This is a genomic window from Pseudomonas sp. GW821-FHT09C08, assembly GCF_059418125.1.
In genome coordinates this window covers 1,488,472-1,509,997 of record NZ_JBWKPG010000001.1, presented here as the reverse complement: position 1 = coordinate 1,509,997, position 21,526 = coordinate 1,488,472, and the positions used below count along the sequence as shown (strand labels likewise).

The following is a 21,526-nucleotide window of genomic DNA, read 5'->3' as shown; positions in this document are numbered from 1 at the left end:
CGCTAGCGCGGCGTGTAGCCGACCCAGCCCTTGAAGCTGAAGCCGGCATAAAACAGCTCCACCCCTTCAAACCCGGCCTCGCGCATCAAGGCTTCATCCGTCTCGGGCGATAGTACCGGCAGCTGCGCGCTGATCGCGGTAATCGCCCGCTCGGCGTCCGCCGCCGGCACCCCCGAATCCACCGCGAACGCCGCATAGCGCTGCAACCAACGGGCCTTGTCCTGCGCGGCCTGCGGGAAGCTGTGGTGCGCCACAATCAACGGTGCCCCTGGCAGCAAGCGCTGCCACAATGCCTTGAGGGTTTGCAGGCGCTGCTCCTGCGGGATGAAGTGCAAGGTCAGCAAGCACGTGGCCCCATCGAACGGCCCCAGCGGCGCCGTGTCGATGTAACCCTCGTGCAAGTCGACGCGCTCATTCAGCGGGCCCAATGTCGCCTGCGCCAGTTTCAACATCTCGGCCGCCGGGTCCACCCCCACAAAGCGCCAACCCGGCTCGGCGTCGGCAAAGCGCTTCAACTCCAGGCCGCCACCCGCGCCGAGTACCAGGACCGTGCCGGTGGCCGGCACGCTTTCGCGCAGCAGGAGGGTGGTCATGCGCTGCAGGCCATCGAAGCCCGGCACCAGGCGCACAGGGCCTTCGGCGTAACGGGCGACGGCGTCGGGGTCGGAAAAAAAGCTCATGGCAGGGCTCCTGCGGGATTGGCGAGGGCTAAACCCTACTGTGGCAAATCGGCAGTGGCAATCGGTTCAAGAAATCCACGATGATGTCGATAGGATCTCATCGACCACAAGGACCGTTCCCCCCGATGAAACTGCTGAAACTCGCTGCCATCTTGACCCTGCCACTGCTCGGCGCCTGCTCCGACTACCACTACAAGAACTACCAGGGCGACTGGGCGTCGGAAAAACTCCACCCTGTCGACCTCTCCAACAACGCGCCGGACGCGGTGCTGGTGTACTTCGACACCTGGCGCGAACGCGAACTGGGCGTGCCGTTTCACCGCCTGGCACTTGCGGTGGAAGTCGACGGCGTGACGTTGCCGGGGGCGGGTCGCCAGTCGATTCTCAACGTGAGCGGCGAACAGGCCCTCAAGCTCAGCCCAGGCAAACACTCGCTGCGCTGGTGCAACGTGTCGATGAACGCCCTCGGCACCGGCGGCGCGTTCTGCAACGAAGGCGCGGACGACGTGGAGTTCAAGGCCGGCAGACGCTACCTGGTCAGCTACCGCCTGACCGCCAGCACCCGCGGTGTGGGGCCGAACTACAGCACTCAATACCGCACCTATTCGAGCATCAAGGACCTCGACTCCCAGGAGATCATCTATCCCAGCGCCGGCACCGGCACGTTGATCTCCAATGATTGATGCCCACGGCCTGTGTGCGCAAACGGCCGGCCATCACGTGCTGAAGGCCCGCCTGCCATGACCTGCCTGATTCGCGACGCGATCCCCCAGGACGCCCTGTGCATCGGCGTGCTGGGCATGCAGGTGTTCCTCGACACCTACGCCACCGAAGGCATCCGCAGCGCCATCGCCAAGGAAGCGCTGCACGCCTTTGCACCGGAATCCATCGCCCAACTGATCGCCGAACCGGGCACGGTATTGATCGTGGCCGAGGTGAATAACCACTTGGTCGGCTTTGCCCAGATCCAACTCGAGGCCGGCCACGCGATGATCGACGCGGCCAACGTCGCCGAACTGCAACGCCTGTACATCCAGGAGCGGTTCACCGGGCGGGGTATCGGCAATCAATTGCTGCACGCGGCGGAGGAGCGCGCGGCATCGGCGGGTGCTGCGTTGTTGTGGGCGACGGTGTGGGCGGGGAATGCGCGGGCGCTGGGGTTCTATCCTCGGCGCGGCTACGCCGTGCTGGGCGCGCCGACGTACACGTTCCAGGGCGAAACCCATGAGAACCGCTTGTTCGGCAAAGCCCTGGACGCTACAGCCGCTTAGATAGAAATACGCGACAGCTGCCAGCCGGTTCACACGGGATCTCACCAAAGCGCAGCCAACCATGCCGCTCGTAGAAACCCGGTGCCTGGAAGCTGAGGGTGTAGAGCACCGCATTGGTACAACCGCGCCGCCGTGCTTCGTCTTCGAAGGCGTACAGCAACTGGCTGCCCAGGCCGCTGCCGCGCAGGGCCTCGGGCAGGTGGAAGAGGTCGAGGAAGGCGGTGCCCAGGGTGGTCTTGCCGGTGATGCCACCGAGGATTTGCCCGCTGGCATCCTTGATCAGCACGTTCAGCGGCCGGCGGTCGTTGCCGCCGGTGGCGGCCGTATTGAAGGCGGCGAGGCCGTTGCCGAGGAGGCGCTCGGCGTCGGGGTTGGCGTGGTCGCTGATTTCAATGAGCGGTGGCGTCATCGTCGGGTATCTCAGTCGAGGAGGCAGGCACTTTAGCCTGCATTGCCTCCTCTTCCAATTGCTTCTCCCGGGCCGCCAGGCGTGCTTTGTTGTCGGCCTCTTCACGCGCCTGTTGGTCGCGGTGCATTTGCGCTTCCATGTCCTTCATCTGCTGGCGATTCTGCTCGGCAAACTGACGCATCTGCTCGCGGTTCTGCCGCGCTTGCTCATCGGCTCGTTGGCTGGCTTCGCGCTGAAACTGTGCGAAGGAACCGTTGCGTAGGTGTTCAATGTCCTGGGCCGTGGCGCCGAGGGCCAACGGCACGGTCGAGATCAAGGTGGCGGCGAACAACACAGCGGTAACGCGGCTAATCCGATTCCTGGACATCAAGGCACTCCGAGTCAATTCGTGGTGCCTTGTTGGACGTCGCCAACAGCATAAGTTCCAAGCGTTGCTATTAAAAAGCCATCACCATTTCATGCCACGCCATCCCGCCGTGATCCGAAGGCGAAGGGCGCACGTAGGTGTAGCCCATGCGGGTGTACAACGGCACATGCTGTTCCTTGCACATCAAGTGAATCGTCTGCTTGCCCAGCACCTGCATGCGCTGCACAAACTCGGTCATCAGTCGCTTGGAATAGCCCTGGCCCTGATGCGCCGGGTCGACCACCACCGACATGATCACCACATTCGGTGCCTCGGCCGAATGGCCCACCAACTCCTTGAACGCTTCGTCCGACATCACCACGTCATGGGCGCAACCCGAGTTGATAAAGCCCACCACCTCGCCATCGGCTTCCAGAATCAAGAAGCCCTGCGGGTACTGCGCAATGCGCGTGGCGATCTTCTCCAGAGTCGCGGCCTCGTCGCCTTCGTAGGCGGTGATTTCAATCTCGAAGCAACGGGCAGCATCGGCGGGCAGGGCGTTGCGGAAGGTGAGGGCGGGCATGGGCGTTTCCTGGAGGGTTGAGCGAAAGACCCCATGATAACGGCGTGCCCCAGCCATCGCCATGGCGGGGGGCTGCGGCGAGCACACAAGCAAAATCTGGGAGCAACTGTCGAAGCCCGGCGAGATGGAGAAGGCGGCGGCATTGCTGGCATTTTCTTCGGCTGACACACCGCTTTCGCAGCCTCGCTAGAGCTCGGCAGCTCTCACAGGGGATCGCAGGGATGGCGATGAGATCTGTGGTGAGACCATGTTCAAAATATATGGCTTGCCGGCGATGGCATTGGGTCAGCCACCCTCTCGATCGCCAATGCGGCCGCTTTCGCAGCCTCGCTAAAGCTCGACTGCTCCCACAGGGGATTTGCGGTGTCGGCCTTATTTCAATGTGGGAGCGCTCGAGCCCCAGCGAGGCCGCGATGGCGGTGGTACAGACAGCACCAAGCGCGCTTGTCAAACCCATAACGCTGGTTTTCATCATGGTTGATGCCGAAGGAACAGTTCGAGTCATCCATGCATAGGGAAATTTCCTACATTTTAGCAGGCGACTTCCTTCGCTGAAGGTTATCCAGGCTCGCCACTATTAGCGCCCTCGAGTCTGCAAAACGGTTGATGACGATGGCCCCACCACGTGTTCTGGTTATGGAAAACCACAGTGCCCAGCGCAGCACCCTGGTCAATATGTTGCGACGGCTCGGGGTGCGGGAGGTGTTGCAGGCCAGCAACAGCGAACAGGCGATGTTGCTGATGCAGCGCACCGGCGGCGTGGATATCGTGCTGTGCGACCTGGGCAACAAAGGCTCCGAGCAGGTGGAGTTCCTGCGCTATGCCAGGCAGATTGGCCTGGTGCAGGCGGTGGGGTTGTCGAACGAATTGCGTCCTGAACTGCGTCGGGCGCTGGGCCACCTGGAATTTTTGTCGGGTGTACAACTGCTGGGTATCTTGAGCACGCCGTTGCAGCCGCAAGTGCTGGACAGGTTGCTCAAGCGCTATCGCGCGATACCACCGGCAGCCCCCAAGTCTGCGGCCATGGCCCCGCTGCCCAGCGAAGAAGAAATACAACTGGGCCTGGCCCTGGGGGAGTTTCGCGGCTGGTTTCAGCCCAAACGGATGATGAGTGATGGCAGCCTCGCCGGCGTCGAGGCATTGGCGCGTTGGGAGCACCCGGCCCGGGGCTTGTTGTTACCCAAGGATTTCCTCGCCGCGGTGCTGGCCTATGACCTGATCGATGAAATGTTCAAACAGCTGCTGGAGCAGGGGCTGAAATTGCTCGCCGTGCTGCATCGCCAGGGCACCGCGCTGGAAATGTCGTTCAACCTGCATGCCTCGCAACTGGCCCGCCACGGCCTGATCGAGCATATTCAGGGCGCGCTGCAGCGTCACGGCCTGTGCGCCTCGTTGCTGGTGTTCGAGCTGGCTGAAAATGGCTTGCTGGATCTGCAGTCTTCCACCCAGGAAAACCTGCTGCGCCTGCGCTTGATGGGCTGCGGCTTGTCGATCGACGACTTCGGCGTGGGCTTCTCGTCACTCAAGTTGCTGTGCCAATTGCCGTTCAACCAGATCAAGCTCGATGGCGACTTTATTCACACCTTGAACGAGCCGCGCAGCCAGGCCATGGTCGGTAGCACCCTGGCCCTGGCCCGCTCGCTGGACATGAGCCTGGTGATCGAAGGCGTGAGCAACCGGCAGATTCGTGATGCGCTGATCAGCCTTGGCTGCGAGCTCGGGCAGGGGTTTTTCCTGGCCCGGCCAATGACCGGCCACGACCTCCTGCATTGGCTGGCGCGCGAAGATGTGCAGCCGATAAGTTCGCCGGTGGCTTAGGCGGCAAAACTTCAGAATTTTCCTACACTTCAGTCGTGTTCGTGTAACTTGAGCAACGCGTCGGCTGGCCGTTTATCCATTGTTTTGCGTCGTGGGTGCTTCTGTCACCGGAACTTTCCGGCGCGCCTTACAGGAGGTTACATGTATACCGCTTTGGTTGTGGATGACCATCCCTTCATTCGCTCGTCCGTCAAAATGCTGCTGCGCCAAGTTCAGTTTGAAGTCGTGGCCGAAGCCGATAACGGCGCAGATGCGGTGCAATTGGCGCGTGAGCATGTTCCCGACCTGATCATTCTCGACATCGGCATGCCCAGGCTCGACGGCCTTGAGGTGCTCAACCGCATGGCATCCCTGCGCCTCCAGAGCAAGATCCTCGTGTTCACTTCGCAGTCGGCGCTGTTTTATTCCATGCGCTGCATGAAAGCCGGTGCGGCCGGGTTCATCTCCAAGACCAACGACATGGAGGAGGTGACCAAGGCGATCAAGGCCGTGATGGACGGCTACACCTTTTTCCCCAACCTGGCCAACAGCTCGGTACGTCGCAGTGACCTCGAGGCCACGGATCACGAGTTGATCCAGAATCTCTCCGACCGCGAACTGACCATCTTGCAACAGCTGTCCCAGGGGCTGACCAATAAGGAAATCGGTGACGCCATGCTGATCAGCAACAAGACGGTGAGCACGTACAAGACCCGTCTTATCGAAAAGCTCAACGTCAAATCGGTGGTGTACCTGGCCGACTTTGCCAAGCGCAACAACCTCATCTGAATGAATACACTTCTTCGACATGGCTTGCTGGGCCTGCTGTTGCTCGGCGTCCTGGGCAATGCCCTGGCAGCGCCGCAAATGCTCAAGCTGCACGGGCGTTCCGACGTCAGCGACTACAGCGTGGGCCTGGACGAAGCCGACTGGAGCTGGCTGCGCGGCAAGGGCACGCTGGTGCTCGGCTCTTCGGCGCCGGACTACTCGCCGTTCAGCATCACCAGTAACCGTCATGACTACGAAGGCATCACGGCTGACTACGCGCAGTTGATGGAGCAATTGCTGCACGTGAAAGTTCGGGTGCAACGGTATGCCTCACGCAATGAGGTGCTGGCGGCGCTCAAGGCGGGCGACGTCGATATGCTCGGCAGCTCCAACGGCTACGAGGCAGCCGATCCGGAACTTCAACTCTCCGAGGCCTATGCCGAAGACCAGCCGACCCTGGTCAGCCGTGTCGGCGACAGCCAGAACCTCGATCCGGAACTGGCCGGCAAGCGCGTGGCGATGCTCTATCACTATCTGCCGCCCAAGGCTGTCGAAGCCTTTTACCCAAAGGCCAGCTTGCAGCTTTACCCCTCCACCCTCAGCGCCATCGGCGCCGTGGCGTTCGGGCAGGCCGACGTGTACCTGGGCGATGCGATCAGTGCCAACTACCTGATCAACCGCAACTACCTGAACAACGTGCAGTTGGCTGACTTCTCGCGCATGGAAGTCAGCAATTTTTCGTTTTCGGTCAAGCGCGACAACACGCGCCTGCTGCGGATTATCAATGCGTCACTGGCGGCGATCCCGGTCACCGAGCGCCAGACCATTCTGCGCCGCTGGAGCGCCGGCGGCGCGAGCATACCCGGTCAGCATCCGTTGCATTTCAGCGTCAGTGAGCAGCGCTGGCTGGACAGGAATCCGCGGTTGCGGGTAGCAATTGACGAAGACTTCCTGCCGATGTCGTTCTACAGCGACGAGGGTGAATTTCGTGGCATCAGCGCCGATGTCCTGGCCAAGGTGGCCCTGCGTACGGGCTTGAAGTTCGATATCCAGCGGGTGAGTTCGGTGCGCGAGATGATCGACGCCATCACCAGCAACAAGGCAGACCTGCTGATCACCATCACTCCCAGCGAGGAGCGCGAAGCAGTCCTGCGCTTTACCCGCCCGTACCTGGCCACGCCCTTTGTACTGGTCAGTCGCACCACGGCAGGCAGCCCCAATACTCTGGACGACATGCACGGCAAGCGCCTGGCGGTGATCAGCGGTGACTCCAGCCGCGACATGCTCACCGAGCAATACCCGGACATCCGCCTGGTGGATGCCGACAGCGCCCACGACGCCATGCAGAAAGTCGCCAATGGCGAGGCCGATGCGGCGGTCAATTCGCTGATCACCGCCCGCTACATGATTTCCCGGCAATACCGCGATCGCTTGCGTATCACCAGCACCGTGGGCGTTACCAACTCGCGCATGGCCTTTGCCACGGCCCGCGGCTCGCTGGAGCTGTTCTCGATCCTGGACAAGGCGCTGCTCAGCATCGCCCCGGAGGAAATGGACGAGCTGACCAACCGCTGGCGTAGCGAAGTGGTGGTGGGCGACAGCTATTGGCTGCGCAACCGCAGCGCAATCATCCAGGGTTTTGTGATTGCCGCCGTGTTGCTGGTGATTGCCCTGGGCTGGATCGCCTACCTGCGGATGTTGATGCGCAAGCGCAAACAGGCCGAGCAAGCGTTGAGTGACCAGGTTGAATTCATGCGCGTATTGATCAACGGCACCCCGCACCCGATCTACGTGCGTGATCGCGAGGGCAAGCTGCTGATCTGCAACAGTGGCTACCTGGAAGTGTTCGCGGTGGAGCGCGAGCAGGTGATCGGCAAGACCGTCCTGGACGGTGTGCTCGGCGACCCGGATGAAGCCGCCGCGTATCACCGTGACTACCTGCGGGTGATGGACAGCGGCGAAGCACAGTTGCAGGATCGCAGCCTGAGCATGCCCGATGGCCGAGTGTTGACTATCTATCACTGGATGCTGCCGTACCGCAGCAGCACCGGCGACGTCAGCGGCATGATCGCCGGCTGGATCGATATCAGCGAACGCCAGCGGCTGCTGGAAGACGTTAACGCCGCCAACCGCGCCAAGACCACTTTTCTGGCAACCATGAGCCATGAAATCCGCACACCGATGAACGCGGTGATCGGCATGCTCGAACTGGCGACGAAGAAGGCTGACCAAGGCGTGATGGATCGCTTTGCGATTGACGTGGCTTCCGGCGCGGCGCGCGGCTTGCTGGACCTGATCGGCGACATCCTCGACATTGCCCGCATCGAATCCGGGCGATTGTCGTTGAATCCGGAGCGCGCCAACCTGCGTGAGCTGCTGGAGTCGGTGGTGCGCATTTTCGAAGGCCTGGCGCGGCAGAAACAGCTGCAATTGCAGTTGGACCTCGATGCCGGCGTCAATGGTGATGTGCTGATCGACCCGCTGCGCTTCAAGCAGATCGTGTCCAACCTGCTGAGCAACGCCATCAAGTTCACCGCCCAGGGCCACGTGCGCCTGAGTGTTCGAACGCAGATGAGCAAGGAGCAACTGGGGGTCAGGCTGCAGGTGGAGGACTCCGGCATGGGCATTGGCGAAGAGGACCAGAAACGCCTGTTCAGCCCCTTTACCCAAGCCGGCAACAATGACCAGTCGGCCCGCAGCGGCTCCGGCCTGGGCCTGGTCATCAGCCGCACACTCTGCGAAATGATGGGCGGGCGCCTGACCCTCGACAGCACCTTGGGCCAAGGCACGCGCATCGACGTGCGGCTGGACCTGACCACCCTGGAGCCGTTGACCGATATTGTTCCGGTCGAGGACGAACCGGCCGTCACGAACCACGCGTTGAACATCCTGGTGATTGATGATTACCCGGCCAACCGTCAGTTACTCACCCAGCAACTCAACTACCTGGGGCACCGGGTCGAGGACGCCGAGGATGGCGCCCACGGGTTGCGCGCCTGGCGCAACGGCCAGTTCGATGTGGTGATTACTGACTGCAATATGCCGCTGATGAACGGCTACGAACTGGCCCGGGCGATCCGCGCCGAAGAGACTGCCCGTGGCTCGCCGCCCAGCCTGATCCTGGGCTTTACCGCCAATGCGCAGCCGGAAGAGAAGGGCCGCTGCCTGGCAGCCGGTATGGACGACTGCCTGTTCAAACCCATCAGCCTCAAGGACTTGAGTGCACGCCTGGCAGGCCTCGCAACCGAGCAGGGGGACGCCGCCGGGTTTTCGGCGGATGACGATATCGACCTGACCAGCGTTGAACACCTGGCCGGTGGCGACATTGACTCGATCAAAAGCCTGCTGGGCGACCTGGCCGCCAGCAATGAGCAGGACATGGCGCGCCTGATGCAGCTGTTTACCCGTCACGACCTGCAAGGCCTGGCGGACATCGCGCATCGGGTCAAGGGTGGCGCGCGGATTATCAAGGCCCAGCGGCTGATTCGCTGCTGTGAAGACCTGGAGGCCGCCTGCAATGGGCTGGACTCGGCGCAGCTGACCGAAGCCGTGGATGCGCTGCATCAACAGATGGAGCGGCTCGAAGAGCGATTGGAGCGCTACCTGGCTTGAGTCATCACTAGGAAATTTCCTACAAGAACGCGGCACCATTCATACGTAATCAACCCCTCCCAACTCCGATACTGAGCCTCGTTGAACGGCCCCGCCGACCAAGCGGACCGGGCCCTGCAACCTGATTGAAGCCCTCACTGGGCTTCGAACTTTCCTCATTATCTGGATTACGTTATGAACAAGTTTGCGCTCAAAGGTCTGTTTGCCGCTGTCATCCTCGCCGCTGGTTCCCAAGCTGCGATGGCCGCTGACGGTGAAATCAACTTCGTTGGTTCCGTAACCGACAACACTTGCCCGGTGGTCGTGACTGACCTGAACGGTTCGGCCGGTGCCGGCGATGTAGGCCTGGGCGACGTACCTGCCACCTCCCTGGCTACCGTCGGCGCTGTTGCCGGTGGCGGCGCGTTCAGCCTGACCATCGACACCACTGCCCCTGGTTGCAGCGTCACCGGCAAGAGCGCCGTGGTCAAATTCCTGTCCCTGAGCGGCACCGCCGGCGCCAGCGGCCAGTGGATCGGCATCACTCCGGACGCCGGTCACGCCACCAACGTTGCAGTACAGATCAAGGACGCCACCGACAAGGACGTGCAACTGGGCCTGGAGTCGGCTCCTTACCTGGACCTGACCCAACCGCTGCGCTTCACCGCCAACTACATCGCTACCGGCATTGCGACCTCCGGCCCGGCCAACGCCAAGGCTGCGTTCACCGTCGAGTACCAGTAAGCCCTGTTGATGCGCCGCTGCAGCGCTGATGCGCGCGGCGGCCATCCCCTCGCTCACGGCAAGAGGATGATCGAAATGAACGTTTCCCCCTTCAAGCAAGCATCGGCCCTGGCGCTGTTGCTCAGTACTGTACTGCTCAGCACGGCCAGCCAGGCCGGTGTGATGCTCGGCGGCACACGGATCGTGTTCGACGGCAACAAACGCGACGCGGCGATCACCGTCAGCAACACCACGGCGCAGCCGTACATGGTGCAGACCTGGGTCAACACCGAAGCCGATGACATGACCACCGCCACGCCCTTTGTGTCGACGCCGCCGCTGTTCCGCCTGGACCCGCGCAAAGAGCAAATGGTGCGCATCCAGAAAGTCGCCGGCAACCTGCCGACCGACCGTGAATCGGTGTTCTATTTCAACGCCCAGGAAATCCCGGTGGCCAGCGAAGGCAACGCCAATACGCTGAAGATCGCCATGCGCACCCGCGTCAAATTGTTCTATCGCCCGGCCGGTCTCAAGGGCAATGCGATCGAAGCACCGTCGCAGCTGACCTGGAGCCTCGCGCAGGAGCAGGGCAGGGCAGTGCTGGTGGTCAACAACCCGTCGCCGTTCCATATTTCGTTCATTGGCGTCACCGCCAAGTCTGCCGGCCAGAGCGTCGAGGTCAACGAGCCGACGATGGTCGCGCCGCTGAGCAGCCAGCGTTATCCGCTGCCGGGCTTCAAAGGCACTACCGGCGAAGTGGTGTTCTCGGCCATCAATGATTACGGCGGCTACAGCGAGCCGCAGACCGTGCCACTGAACCGCTGATTCCTTTTCTTCCTGTAGACGTTTGCGCGTGCCACGGCTGTGGCGCGGCGGCCGGGTATTGCCATGCGAATCGATAACTCCTTCAGCTTTAGTCGTTTGCCTTTGTGGGTTGCGGTGGCGGCCGCCTGTGCCGGTGAATTGGCCGTGGCCGGTGAGCCTGCCAAGTTCGATGCCGGCTTCATGCAGTCGTTTGGCGGCGCCGGTGCCGGGCCCAACCTCGACCTGGATGCGGTGGCCAACAGCGGCAGCATCGGTCCTGGTACCTACCCGGTGCTGATTCGCCTGAACCAGAGCTTTTTCGACCGGCGTGACATGACCTTCATCAAGGATGAGCAGGGTGGTGACGTGCGTGTATGCCTGTCCGAAGCCTTTCTCAAGGAGCTCGGGGTTAAGCTGGATGCGTTCAAGGTGCCCGGTGAAACGCTCCCCGCGTGTATCGACCTGGCCGCGCTCATTGAGGGCGCCTCGGTAACCTTCAATGCCAACTACCTGGCTTTGGATATCAGCGTGCCGCAGATCGCCCTGAGCCGGGATGCGGCCGGCTACGTGGCACCGTCGGAATGGGACCGCGGCATCAATGCCGCGATGCTCAACTACCAGTTTTCCGCCGCGCAGACCAACAGCGACGCCCGGGGCACCGGCAATCAGTACAACCTGTATGCCACCGGTGGTTTCAACCTCGGCGACTGGCGTTTTCGCTCCAGCTCCTCGTTCCGCCAGGGCGATGAAGGTGGCCGCCAATGGCAGCGCAGCAATACCTACGCGCAACGGGACATCACGCCGCTGAAAGCCACGCTGACGATGGGCGAGAGCTTCACCCCTGGCGATGTGTTCGACAGCGTGCCGTTTCGCGGTGTGCAACTGGCCTCGGACATGGGCATGTTGCCGGACTCGATGCAGGGCTACGCCCCGGTGATCCGTGGCATCGCCGAAACCCAGGCCAAGGTCGAAGTGCGCCAGAACGGCTACTCGCTGTACACCACTTACGTGGCGCCGGGTGCGTTTGAAATCAACGACCTCAACGCCGCCTCGGGCAGCGGCGACCTGGAAGTGATCATCACCGAAGCCGATGGTCGCGAGCGCCGTTTCACCCAGCCGTACGCAACCCTGGCCAACATGCTGCGGGAAAACACCTGGCGCTATAGCGCGACAGTCGGCGAATACAACTCGGCCAACGGTGGTGAGCGGCCTCTGTTTACCCAGGCGTCCCTGGCCTACGGCTTGCCGTTCGACCTGACGCTGTACGGCGGCTTTCTGGGGGCTGATTTTTACCGTGCCGGTGTGGTTGGCGTGGGCAAGAGCCTGGGCAGCATCGGCGCCGTCTCGGTCGACGTCACCCAGGCGCAGACCGACGTGCCCAAGGCCGTCACCACTCAAGGCGACAGCAAAAAAGGCCAGAGCATCGGCCTGCGCTACGGCAAGGCATTTGAAAGCGGCACCTCGGTGCGCTTCGCCGGTTATCGCTATTCCACCGAAGGCTATCGCGACTTCAGCGAAGCCGTGGATTTGCAGCAACCCAACGACTACAGCCAGTTCTCCAAGCGCAGCAAGGTCGAGGCCAGCGTCAACCAGGCCCTGGACAACTATGGCTCGCTGTACTTGAACCTGAGCAAGCAGAACTACTGGGGCACGTCCCGGGAAGACAAGCAGATGCAGCTGGGTTTCAACACCCAGTACAAGGGCGTGACCTATGGCGTGTACGCCAGCAAGACCCTGACAGACGACTTCGGCTCCAACAACCAGGTGGTCTTCACTGTGTCCATGCCCCTGGGACAAACCCGCAGTACCGGTACGTTCAGCGTCACCCGCAACAATGACGGCAGCCTGGATCAACGGGCCGGCCTCAGTGGTCGCGATGGCAACCTGAACTACAACGTCAACGCCAACCGCGTGGAAAACACCGGCAACAACGGCTCGGCACTGCTGGGCTACCGCGCACCGTTTGCCCAGTTGGGCGCCGGTGTGAGCGTCGGCTCGGGCTACCGGCAGACCTCGGTCAGCGCGGCGGGCTCGGTGCTGGCCCATGGCGATGGTGTGGAGTTCGGCCAGACCCTGGGTGAAACCGTGGCGCTGGTGGAGGTCAAGGACACGCCGAAGGTCGGCCTGCTGAATGCCCCGGGCACCCTGACCAACGACCGCGGGTATGCCCTGGTGCCGTACGTCACGCCGTATCGCAAGAACCGCGTGGCCGTGGACACCAGCGAACTGGACACCAGCGTCGACATCGCCGAAGGCGTGACCAACGTGGTGCCGCGTCGCGGTGCGGTGGTCAAGGCGGTATTCGCCGCCAGCCGTTCGGAAAAAATACTGCTCAACGTCCGCCTGCAGGATGGCTCGCTCTTGCCTTTCGGCACCACCGTGCAGGACGACCAGGGCGCCAGTGTCGGCGTGGTCGGCCAGGCAGGGCAGGTGCTGCTGTCGGCGGGCAAAGGCGTCACCTACACCATGAAGTGGGGTGGCAAGGCCGCGCAGCAGTGTGAAATCAATTTGGATATCAGCAGCACGCCAGCCACCGATGGTTATCGGGTGATGGACGCTGTGTGCGTAGGAGTTCGTCCATGAAACCGATAAACAAGTGGAAAAAACGCGTGCTGTTGAGCGCGCTGGCGGTGGCACCGTTTGGCCTTTCAGAGATGGCGTTGGCCGACTGTGCGGCAACCAGCGCGACCCAGAGCGTGCACCCCATCGGGGATGTGTACATTCCTCAGGATGCGCCGGTGGGGTCAACCATCGGGCTGGTCAAGTACACCCGCTTCCCGATCATCAACTGCACGACGACGGTACCGTTTTCGATCCAGGCCAACATGCTCGGTGCCAAGTTACCCGCGGTCACCGCGGCCATTGGCGCGGTGCAAGGCAGCCAACTGTACGCGACGAACATACCGGGAATCGGGGTAGGAGTGGTCAACGAAAGCCGCCCCAGCTTTCTGTGCCGGACCTCCGGCAACTGGTACTTCCCGCTGACGTACGCCAGCTGTAATACCGGTGGTTTCGCCTCCAATACCAATAACAGCCTGATCCTGATCAAAACCGGACCGATCCCGGCAGGCGTCAATGATTTCGGCAACCTGCAGGTGTACACCGTCACGATCAACAACAACGGTACGCCGTTCGACTGGATCGACGGTCGCCTGACCGGCAGCGTGACCGTGGCCGGCTGCAGCATGCCCGAAGGCGTGGGCAGCATCATCGACGTTCCGTTGAACAACTGGGAAAAGCGCGTGTTCAACGGTCCCGGCAGCGTCACGCCAACCGAAAGTTTCAATATCCCGCTGAATAACTGCATTGCCGGGACGTACGCGGGGAATCCGACCTGGAACTACTTCCAGGGCAACACCGCCAACATCCGCCTGGATGGCGCCAAGGGGTCGGTGATTGTCGATGCCGGCCAGGGAATCCTGGGGCTCAACTCCGAAGCCACCGCCAGCGGCGTGGCGGTACAGGTGCTCAAGCAGGACGGAACCGTGCTGCCGCTGGGCGTCGATGTACCGATCATGCCAGTCCAGGACGGCACCACCAACCTGCAGTTCGGTGCCCGCTACATCCAGACCGCCGGCGATGCCTCCGGGCCGCAGCCCGGTATTGCCAACGCCACCGCGAATTTCACCATCACCTACAAATAGGAACGATCCCATGCAACGTTTTACCCGTCGCTTCATGGCCGCTTGCGTACTGTCCACCGTGGTTGCCAGTGGTACCACCGTGGTTGCCAGCGGTGCCACCGTGACCAACGATCACCCGACCATCCGCGCCATGTCCGGTGCCGAGCCAATCCAGCAATTGCCGGCTGCCAAGACCGCGTTGATCGTGATCGACTTCCAGAACGAATACTTCACCGGACGCATGCCGATCCCGGACGGCGCCAGCGCCCTGGCGAAAGCCCGCGACCTGATCAGCTATGCCGACAGCCACAAGATCCCGGTCTACCACGTGCAGCACGTGTCGCCGGCCGGCGCTGCGGTGTTCGCCATTGATGGCGAGACCGTGAAGTTTCACAAGGCCATGCAGCCACGCCCGCAGGATCACGTGGTGCAAAAGAACACCGTGAGTGTGTTCGCCAGCACGGACTTGGCCACGCAGCTGAGCAAGGCCGGGATCAACACGCTGATTATCAGCGGGCTGATGACCCACGCCTGTGTCGCCGGTGCCGCCCGTGATGCCGCGCCTCTGGGCTTCAACGTGATTGTCGCATCCGATGCCTCCGCCACCCGCGCGATCACCCGTGTCAATGGCCAGGGCGTCGACAAGGACGCCTTGCATCAAGCGGCACTGGCCGAAGTCGAGGACACCTTCGGCGACGTGATGACCACCGCGCAGATCATCAAGCTGCCTGTGCGCTGAATCGCTGCGAACCGCCCGGTGTATGACCCGGGCGGCCTTATTCCTTTCAGATGAGCCGACTGCAATGACGAGTCTTCCGATACGTGTGCTGGTACTTGAGGACCATCCTTTCCAACGTGCCGTGGCGGTGAGCATGCTGCGCCAACTGGGCTGTCACGAGGTCTATGAGGCCGCGGATGGTGTGCAGGCGCTGACGGTGCTGCAACAGGTGGGCAGGGTGGATGTTGCCCTGTGCGACTTGTGCATGGAGGGTATGGATGGCCTGGAGTTTCTTCAGCAGGTGGGGCACTCGGGTCTGGTCGGCTCCGTGATTATCAGCAGCTCATTGTCGGCGGATGTACGCCGCACTGTGCAGCAGATCGTTTCGTTGCTGGGCCTTGAAATGCTCGGTGACGTCGGCAAGCCGTTGCAGGCACACAGCCTGGAGCACCTGCTGAAAAAACGCTCCAGTGGCCCCGGCACTGCGCTGCCCAAGGCCGCGCCGGTACGCGTGGCCAGCGATGAAGAAGTGCGCTGGGCGCTCAACGAACAGCAACTGCAAGCCTGGTATCAGCCCAAGGTCGACATGCACACCGATGACGTCTGCGGCGTGGAGGTATTGACCCGCTGGGTGCACCCGCTGCGCGGCATCCTGTCGCCGGCGGTGTTCATGCCGGTGCTGGAACGCTGCGACTTGCTCGATACGCTGCTGTTCATGCAGATGAACCAGGCCTTGAGCCTGCAGCGGCTGGCGAAAAATAGCGGGCTCCCGCTTGATCTGTCGTTCAACCTGCACACCAGCCAGTTGGCCAACAGCAACCTGATCGCCGTTATCAAAGGCATCCTCTCCCTGCACGGTACGGCACCTGGCAGCCTGACCTTTGAACTGACTGAAAGCGGCCTGCTGGAAGCCCCTGCGACCAGCCTGGAAACCCTGGTGCGCCTGCGCATGATGGGCTGCAAGTTGTCCATCGACGATTTCGGCGCCGGCTTCTCATCGTTGCAGCGCCTGTGCCAACTGCCGTTCAACGAGATCAAGCTCGACGGTGAGTTTATCCGCACGTTGCTCCATGAACCGCGCTGCCAGGCGATCGTGAGCAGCACCCTGGCACTGGGGGAAACCCTGGGTATGTCGGTGGTGGTGGAGGGTATCGAAACCGAGGCGCAGCGCGAGGCACTGCTGGCGATGGGATGTACGCAAGGGCAGGGCTACCTGTTCGCGCGGCCGATGAGTGATGTGGATCTGCTGCGCTGGTTGCCGGCGGCGTTCGAAGTTCATCGACGGTCGTGAGCATCGCCGTGGCGGTCATTACGGGGACTAAAACCCTCCACACCCTGGTCTCGATGCCACGATATGGAGGGTTCCAGACATCACCATCGAATCACTTCAAGCCGTCAGCTCACACCCCTTCCACCAACTTCCCGCCATGCATACGGCGTTTATAGGCACTGTCGCGACTCGCCAACCAGAAATACAACGGCGACGTCACCACCAACCCCACCACCCAGGACAGATCCGCGCCGTTGATGTGTTCGGAAATCGGCCCTACATACAGCGGCGTGTTCATGAACGGAATCTGCACCGCGATCCCGACCGCGTAGGCCAGCAGCGCCTGGGGGTTGTAGCGGCCGTAAATCCCGCCATCGACGCGGAAGATCGAGGCGATGTCGTATTGACCTTTGTGAATCGCGTAGAAGTCGATCAGGTTGATCGCCGTCCACGGCACCAGCACCACGAGCAGCACCAGCACCATGTCGACGAAGTGGCCGATGAAGTCCTTGGAGGCGAACACGGCGGCAATCGCGCAGGCGGCGAGCACCAGGATGGAGATTACCGCGCGGCTTTTGGCCGTGGGGATCCAGCGGTAGGCGAAGGTCTGGACCAGGGTGATGATCGACAGCACGGCGCCGTAGAGGTTGAGGGCGTTGTGGCTGATCACGCTGAGCAAGAACAGCACGAGCATCAGCGGGCCGATGGCGCCGGTGGCGAGTTTGACCGCGTCCATGGTGTCCATGCCCACCGGGGTGGCGAGGACGGCGACGGCGCCGAAGATGAACGACAGGCTGGAGCCCAGGGCGGAGCCGAGGTAGGTGGTCCAGAAGGTCGAGGCGACCGGCACGTCGGCCGGCAGGTAGCGCGAGTAGTCCGACACGTAGGGCGCGAAGGCGATCTGCCACAGCGCTGCGAGGGACACGGTAGCCAGCCAGCCGGAGATGTTGAAGCTGCCGCGTGTCAGGAAGTCGGTGGTCTGCACATGCGTGAAGATGTAGCCGAAGCCCAGCACGATGCCGGCGCCGAGCACCCAGGTGCCGATGCGGTTGAGTACGTGGATGAAGCGGTAGCCGATGATGCCGATGATCCCGGAGCCAATGGCGCCGATCACGATGCCCACCGGCACGGGCACGGCATCGACCACGCCGTGCAGGGATTTACCCGCGAGCACGATGTTGGAGGCGAAGAAGCCGATGTACATGACACCGGCGATCACCACCACCAGCAGCGCGCCGAGGGAGCCGAACTGTGCGCGGCTCTGGATCATTTGCGGGATGCCCATTTGCGGGCCTTGGGCCGAGTGCAGCGCCATCAGCACGCCGCCGACCAGGTGGCCGACGAGGATAGCAACGATGCCCCAGATCAGGTTGAGGTGGAACAGTTGCACACCCAGCGCACCGGTGACGATCGGCAACGGCGCGATGTTGCCGCCGAACCACAGGGTGAACAGGTCTCTTACCTTTCCGTGGCGATCTTCCGGGGGCACGTATCCAATCGTGTGTTTTTCGATAAGCGGGGCGGAGGATGTTGCAGTGGTAACCATGACGAGCTCCAAGGCAAGGTGAGTACGTGGACGTACTTCGCTGTGCGCCGCCTGCGCGGCGCTTTGTTGTTGGAGTGATCATCTGCAATGGGCGCAGGGAGGTAAATTAGTAAGTTTGTTGCTATAGACCTTAAAAAATATCGCTCGCGCTTTGACGCGCTCCGGTATGTTGCCTACACCTGTTTTGCGGGCGAAGTCCCACGTTTCTGGAGGTCCCGATGGCTGCCTACAACTTGCGCCAACTCAGATATTTTGTCACCACGGCCGAGTGCGGCAGCGTCGCCGAGGCGTCGCGCAAGCTGTATATCGCGCAGCCGTCGGTGTCCACTGCGATCAAGCAGCTCGAAGACAGCTTTGGTGTGCAGTTGTTTATCCGCCATCACGCCCAGGGCGTGTCACTCACCCCCAGCGGCGCGCGCTTCTATCGCAAGGCCCTGGAGCTGCTGCGGGTGGCCCATGAGTTCGAACAGAACGCCCTGGCCGACAATGACGTGGTCGCGGGGCAGATCGATATCGGCTGCTTTGAAACGGTGGCACCGCTGTACTTGCCGCGCTTGATCGCCGGTTTCAAGGCGCGCTGGCCAGGGGTGGAAATCCGCATCCGTGACGGCGAGCAGCAAGAACTGGTACAGGCGCTGACGGCGGGCAGTATCGATGTGGCGATGCTCTTCGAACATGACCTGGGCGCGACCATCGAGACCACGCCGCTGATGCCGCCGCAGCAGCCGTACGCGTTGCTGCCGGCGGATCACCGCTTTGCGCAGCAGGCCAAGGTATCCCTGGCGGACCTGGTGCTGGAGCCGATGATCTTGTTGGACGTGCTGCCGAGCCGCACGTACTTCGTGAGCATCTTTGAAGAGCGCGGGCTGACGCCGAATATCGTGTTCAGCTCGCCGTCGATCGAGATGGTGCGGGGCATGGTGGGACGGGGCTTTGGCTTTTCGATCCTGGTGACCAAGCCATTTACCGAGTACACCTATGATGGACAGAAGGTCGCGTGCGTACCGCTGGCGGAGACGGTGACCGGGTCGGGGTTGTCGGCAGTGTGGTTGCGCCGGGCGCCGCTGACCAAGCCGGTGCAGTTGTTTGTGGATTACTGCCGCGAAGAACTGGCGCGCTTGCTGGGGTGAATCTGCACGGTTTTCTGGCAAGCACTGGAGATCAATGTGGGAGCCGGGCTTGCTCGCGATGGCGGTGGGTCAGTCGCCCCAGGTGTGGCTGATGTGACGCTATCGCAGGCAAGCCAGCTCCCACAGTAGAGGAGGTTGCCGGGAAGAGCGCGCGCTTACTGGAATGAACGCAGGGCAAAATGTGGGAGCGGGCTTGCTCGCGAAAGCGGTGGGTCAGTTGCCAGGATGTGGCTGATGTACCGCTATCGCAGGCAAGCCAGCTCCCACAGTAGAAGGGGGCTGCCGGGAAGAGCGCGCTTACTGGAGTGAGCGCAGGGCAAAAATGTGGGAGCGGGCTTGCTCGCGAAAGCGGTGGGTCAGTTGCCAGGATGTGGCTAATGTACCGCTTTCGCAGGCAAGCCAGCTCCCACATTGGTGACCTGTGTTGCCTGCAAATAGACGGTTCACGCACGGATCGAGTCGAGCATCCGCCACAGCATGGCATCACACCCGGCCAGTTGGTCGACACTCACAAACTCATCCGGTTTATGCCCCTGGTCCATGCTCCCCGGCCCGCATACCACGGTGGGGATGCCCACCGCATCGAACAAGCCACCCTCGGTGCCAAAGGCCACGGTGCCGAACTCACGTGAACCACTGAACGCGGCAATCAACTCCGCGGCCTGGCTGCGTTCGTCGGTGACCAACCCCGGATAGGCCGACAGCTCGGTAAAGTGAATCGCACTCTGCGCGCTGACCGCCTGCATGCGCGGCAGCACCTGCTGCGTGGCATAGGCTTTCAACGCGTCGGCCACCTCGCCTGGGTCCTGCGACGGTAACGCGCGAATCTCGAAGTCGAAGCGGCAATCGGCGGGCACGATGTTGAGTGCCTTGCCGCCACTGATGACGCCGGTCTGCACGGTGCTGAACGGCGGATCGAACCGCGCGTCCTGGGTGCCACGCAGCTGCTGTCCGATGCGCCCCAGTTCACCGATCAACTCGGCGGCATGTTCAATCGCATTCACCCCGTAAGGCGCGTAGGCCGAATGGCAGGCCTCGCCATGCACGTCGCAGCGCATCGCCAGCTTGCCCTTGTGGCCCAGCACCGGCTTGAGCTCGGTGGGTTCGCCGATGATGCACAGCATCGGTTTCACCGGGCGTTGCTCCAGCACCTTGAGCAACGAGCGCACGCCGAGGCAGCCGACCTCTTCGTCATACGACAGGGCGATATGCACCGGCATCCGCAACGGCGCCTCGACCAACGCCGGCACCAGCGCCAGCACACAGGCGATATAGCCCTTCATGTCTGCCGTGCCACGCCCAAACAATTTGCCGTCGCGCGCGGTCAATTCGAACGGCGGCACTGTCCAGGGCTGGCCGTCCACCGGCACCACGTCGGTATGCCCGGACAGCACAATGCCGGGCAATTGCACCGGGCCGATGCTGGCAAACAGGTTGGCCTTGCTGCGGTCCTCGTTGTAGATCCGCTCGCTGGCCACGCCGAAGCTCGCCAGGTAATCGTGCACAAACTCGATCAACTGCAGGTTGGATTCGCGGCTGGTGGTGTCGAACCCCACCAGCGTGCGCAGCAACGCCTGGCTCTGGCTCATCGCTCGTCTCCGGCCACGCCGTAGCCGGGCGAACGGTCGGGGGCGAGGGCGCGGTCGATGTAGTCCTGCACTTGCGGGCGGTAGGCGTCCCAGAGTTTTTGCAGCGCGCCGATTGGCGCCTCGTCCGCCCAATCGACCCGCAGGTTGATGATCGGCCAGGTCAGTTCGCCCACCACCACCAGCGCGGCGGAGTGCACCGGGCCGGCTTCACCACCGGCGGCAATGGCAGCGTGCATGGCGGCCAGGAGTCGGTCCGCCAACTGCCCTTCGGCTTGTTCAAAAGCAGTGACCATCGCGTCGATCACCGCGCGGTCGGCGAGCATATTGCCGGCCGCCACGCATTGCTCGCCCGACACGGTGTTGTGGGTGCCGAGGGTTTCGCTGCCGCTGAAATGCACGCTGCGGCCCAGGTGATCAATGGCCGTGAGCTGTCGGTACTGGCTGTAGCCATTGCGCGTCAACGCGGTGTCGATGGCCTCGGCAGGGGCGAGGCCTTGTTCGAGCAAATCGAGCACGTCCGGGCCCAGCGCCGGCAGCGTGATGTTCTGGGTCGACACCGCACCCACGCCGGGCCGCAGCCACGGGCAACGGGCGCCCACGGCAATGCTTGAGGAACTGATGGCAATACCCAACTGGCCGGTGTCGGCGCATCGGGCGACGATGGAAAACGTCATGGGC

19 protein-coding genes are annotated in these 21,526 nt (G+C 62.4%); 12 read left to right on the top strand and 7 right to left on the bottom strand.

The window, feature by feature from the left end:
- Positions 1 to 2: 2 nt before the first annotated feature.
- Positions 3 to 680 carry a class I SAM-dependent methyltransferase gene (locus AC07OJ_RS06385; RefSeq protein ID WP_106803524.1) on the bottom strand — a complete coding sequence of 226 codons (678 nt, stop codon included), beginning with the start codon at positions 678 to 680 and terminating at the stop codon, positions 3 to 5.
- A 125-nt stretch (positions 681 to 805) separates the two neighbouring features.
- On the opposite strand from AC07OJ_RS06385, the gene AC07OJ_RS06380 reads away from it, so the two are divergent.
- Positions 806 to 1,363, top strand: coding sequence for a hypothetical protein (locus tag AC07OJ_RS06380; protein WP_495094226.1), 558 nt, complete (start codon positions 806 to 808; stop codon positions 1,361 to 1,363).
- Positions 1,364 to 1,420: 57 nt separating this feature from the next.
- Positions 1,421 to 1,951 (top strand): GNAT family N-acetyltransferase, encoded by a 531-nt coding sequence (locus AC07OJ_RS06375; protein WP_495094225.1) that lies wholly within the window; start codon positions 1,421 to 1,423, stop codon positions 1,949 to 1,951.
- On the opposite strand, the gene AC07OJ_RS06370 is transcribed toward AC07OJ_RS06375, so the two are convergent.
- From AC07OJ_RS06370 to AC07OJ_RS06360, 3 genes are all read right to left on the bottom strand, one after another.
- Entirely contained in the window at positions 1,938 to 2,360 is a 423-nt protein-coding gene (locus AC07OJ_RS06370; RefSeq protein ID WP_495094224.1) for a GNAT family N-acetyltransferase, read from the bottom strand. The genes AC07OJ_RS06375 and AC07OJ_RS06370 overlap by 14 nt on opposite strands.
- A complete protein-coding gene (locus AC07OJ_RS06365) occupies positions 2,341 to 2,727 on the bottom strand; it encodes a hypothetical protein (RefSeq protein WP_495094223.1) in 387 nt (128 codons plus the stop codon). The genes AC07OJ_RS06370 and AC07OJ_RS06365 overlap by 20 nt, the downstream gene beginning before the upstream one ends.
- A gap of 70 nt (positions 2,728 to 2,797) precedes the next feature.
- Positions 2,798 to 3,289, bottom strand: coding sequence for a GNAT family N-acetyltransferase (locus AC07OJ_RS06360; RefSeq protein ID WP_495094222.1), 492 nt, complete (start codon positions 3,287 to 3,289; stop codon positions 2,798 to 2,800).
- A gap of 636 nt (positions 3,290 to 3,925) precedes the next feature.
- Here AC07OJ_RS06360 and AC07OJ_RS06355 point away from each other — a divergent pair.
- From AC07OJ_RS06355 to AC07OJ_RS06315, 9 genes are all read left to right on the top strand, one after another.
- A complete protein-coding gene (locus AC07OJ_RS06355) occupies positions 3,926 to 5,107 on the top strand; it encodes an EAL domain-containing response regulator (protein WP_242485914.1) in 1,182 nt (393 codons plus the stop codon).
- 141 nt (positions 5,108 to 5,248) lie between these two features.
- Entirely contained in the window at positions 5,249 to 5,875 is a 627-nt protein-coding gene (locus tag AC07OJ_RS06350; RefSeq protein WP_106803530.1) for a response regulator transcription factor, read from the top strand.
- Entirely contained in the window at positions 5,876 to 9,466 is a 3,591-nt protein-coding gene (locus AC07OJ_RS06345; RefSeq protein ID WP_495094221.1) for a transporter substrate-binding domain-containing protein, read from the top strand.
- Between the two features lie 174 nt (positions 9,467 to 9,640).
- A complete protein-coding gene (locus AC07OJ_RS06340; protein ID WP_201145044.1) occupies positions 9,641 to 10,189 on the top strand; it encodes a fimbrial protein in 549 nt (182 codons plus the stop codon).
- Positions 10,190 to 10,264: 75 nt separating this feature from the next.
- Complete coding sequence (locus tag AC07OJ_RS06335) at positions 10,265 to 10,993, top strand: fimbrial biogenesis chaperone (protein WP_257236732.1); 729 nt, start codon at positions 10,265 to 10,267, stop codon at positions 10,991 to 10,993.
- 63 nt (positions 10,994 to 11,056) lie between these two features.
- Positions 11,057 to 13,555, top strand: coding sequence for a fimbria/pilus outer membrane usher protein (locus AC07OJ_RS06330; RefSeq protein WP_495094220.1), 2,499 nt, complete (start codon positions 11,057 to 11,059; stop codon positions 13,553 to 13,555).
- Positions 13,552 to 14,616, top strand: a complete 1,065-nt coding sequence (locus tag AC07OJ_RS06325) for a fimbrial protein (protein WP_213553783.1) — start codon at positions 13,552 to 13,554, stop codon at positions 14,614 to 14,616. The genes AC07OJ_RS06330 and AC07OJ_RS06325 overlap by 4 nt, the downstream gene beginning before the upstream one ends.
- Positions 14,617 to 14,650: 34 nt before the next feature.
- A complete protein-coding gene (locus AC07OJ_RS06320; RefSeq protein ID WP_257236748.1) occupies positions 14,651 to 15,334 on the top strand; it encodes an isochorismatase family protein in 684 nt (227 codons plus the stop codon).
- A 64-nt stretch (positions 15,335 to 15,398) separates the two neighbouring features.
- Positions 15,399 to 16,604 carry an EAL domain-containing response regulator gene (locus AC07OJ_RS06315; protein ID WP_120448899.1) on the top strand — a complete coding sequence of 402 codons (1,206 nt, stop codon included), beginning with the start codon at positions 15,399 to 15,401 and terminating at the stop codon, positions 16,602 to 16,604.
- A gap of 109 nt (positions 16,605 to 16,713) precedes the next feature.
- On the opposite strand, the gene AC07OJ_RS06310 is transcribed toward AC07OJ_RS06315, so the two are convergent.
- Positions 16,714 to 18,129, bottom strand: a complete 1,416-nt coding sequence (locus AC07OJ_RS06310) for a purine-cytosine permease family protein (protein WP_065907637.1) — start codon at positions 18,127 to 18,129, stop codon at positions 16,714 to 16,716.
- Positions 18,130 to 18,347: 218 nt separating this feature from the next.
- Here AC07OJ_RS06310 and AC07OJ_RS06305 point away from each other — a divergent pair, with 218 nt between their 5' ends.
- Positions 18,348 to 19,259, top strand: coding sequence for a LysR substrate-binding domain-containing protein (locus AC07OJ_RS06305; protein ID WP_065907639.1), 912 nt, complete (start codon positions 18,348 to 18,350; stop codon positions 19,257 to 19,259).
- Between the two features lie 443 nt (positions 19,260 to 19,702).
- On the opposite strand, the gene argE is transcribed toward AC07OJ_RS06305, so the two are convergent.
- Both argE and AC07OJ_RS06295 read right to left on the bottom strand, forming a co-directional pair.
- Complete coding sequence (gene argE, locus AC07OJ_RS06300; RefSeq protein ID WP_106803537.1) at positions 19,703 to 20,848, bottom strand: acetylornithine deacetylase; 1,146 nt, start codon at positions 20,846 to 20,848, stop codon at positions 19,703 to 19,705.
- Positions 20,845 to 21,522 carry a DUF1028 domain-containing protein gene (locus tag AC07OJ_RS06295; RefSeq protein ID WP_495094219.1) on the bottom strand — a complete coding sequence of 226 codons (678 nt, stop codon included), beginning with the start codon at positions 21,520 to 21,522 and terminating at the stop codon, positions 20,845 to 20,847. The genes argE and AC07OJ_RS06295 overlap by 4 nt, the downstream gene beginning before the upstream one ends.
- Positions 21,523 to 21,526 lie beyond the last annotated feature (4 nt).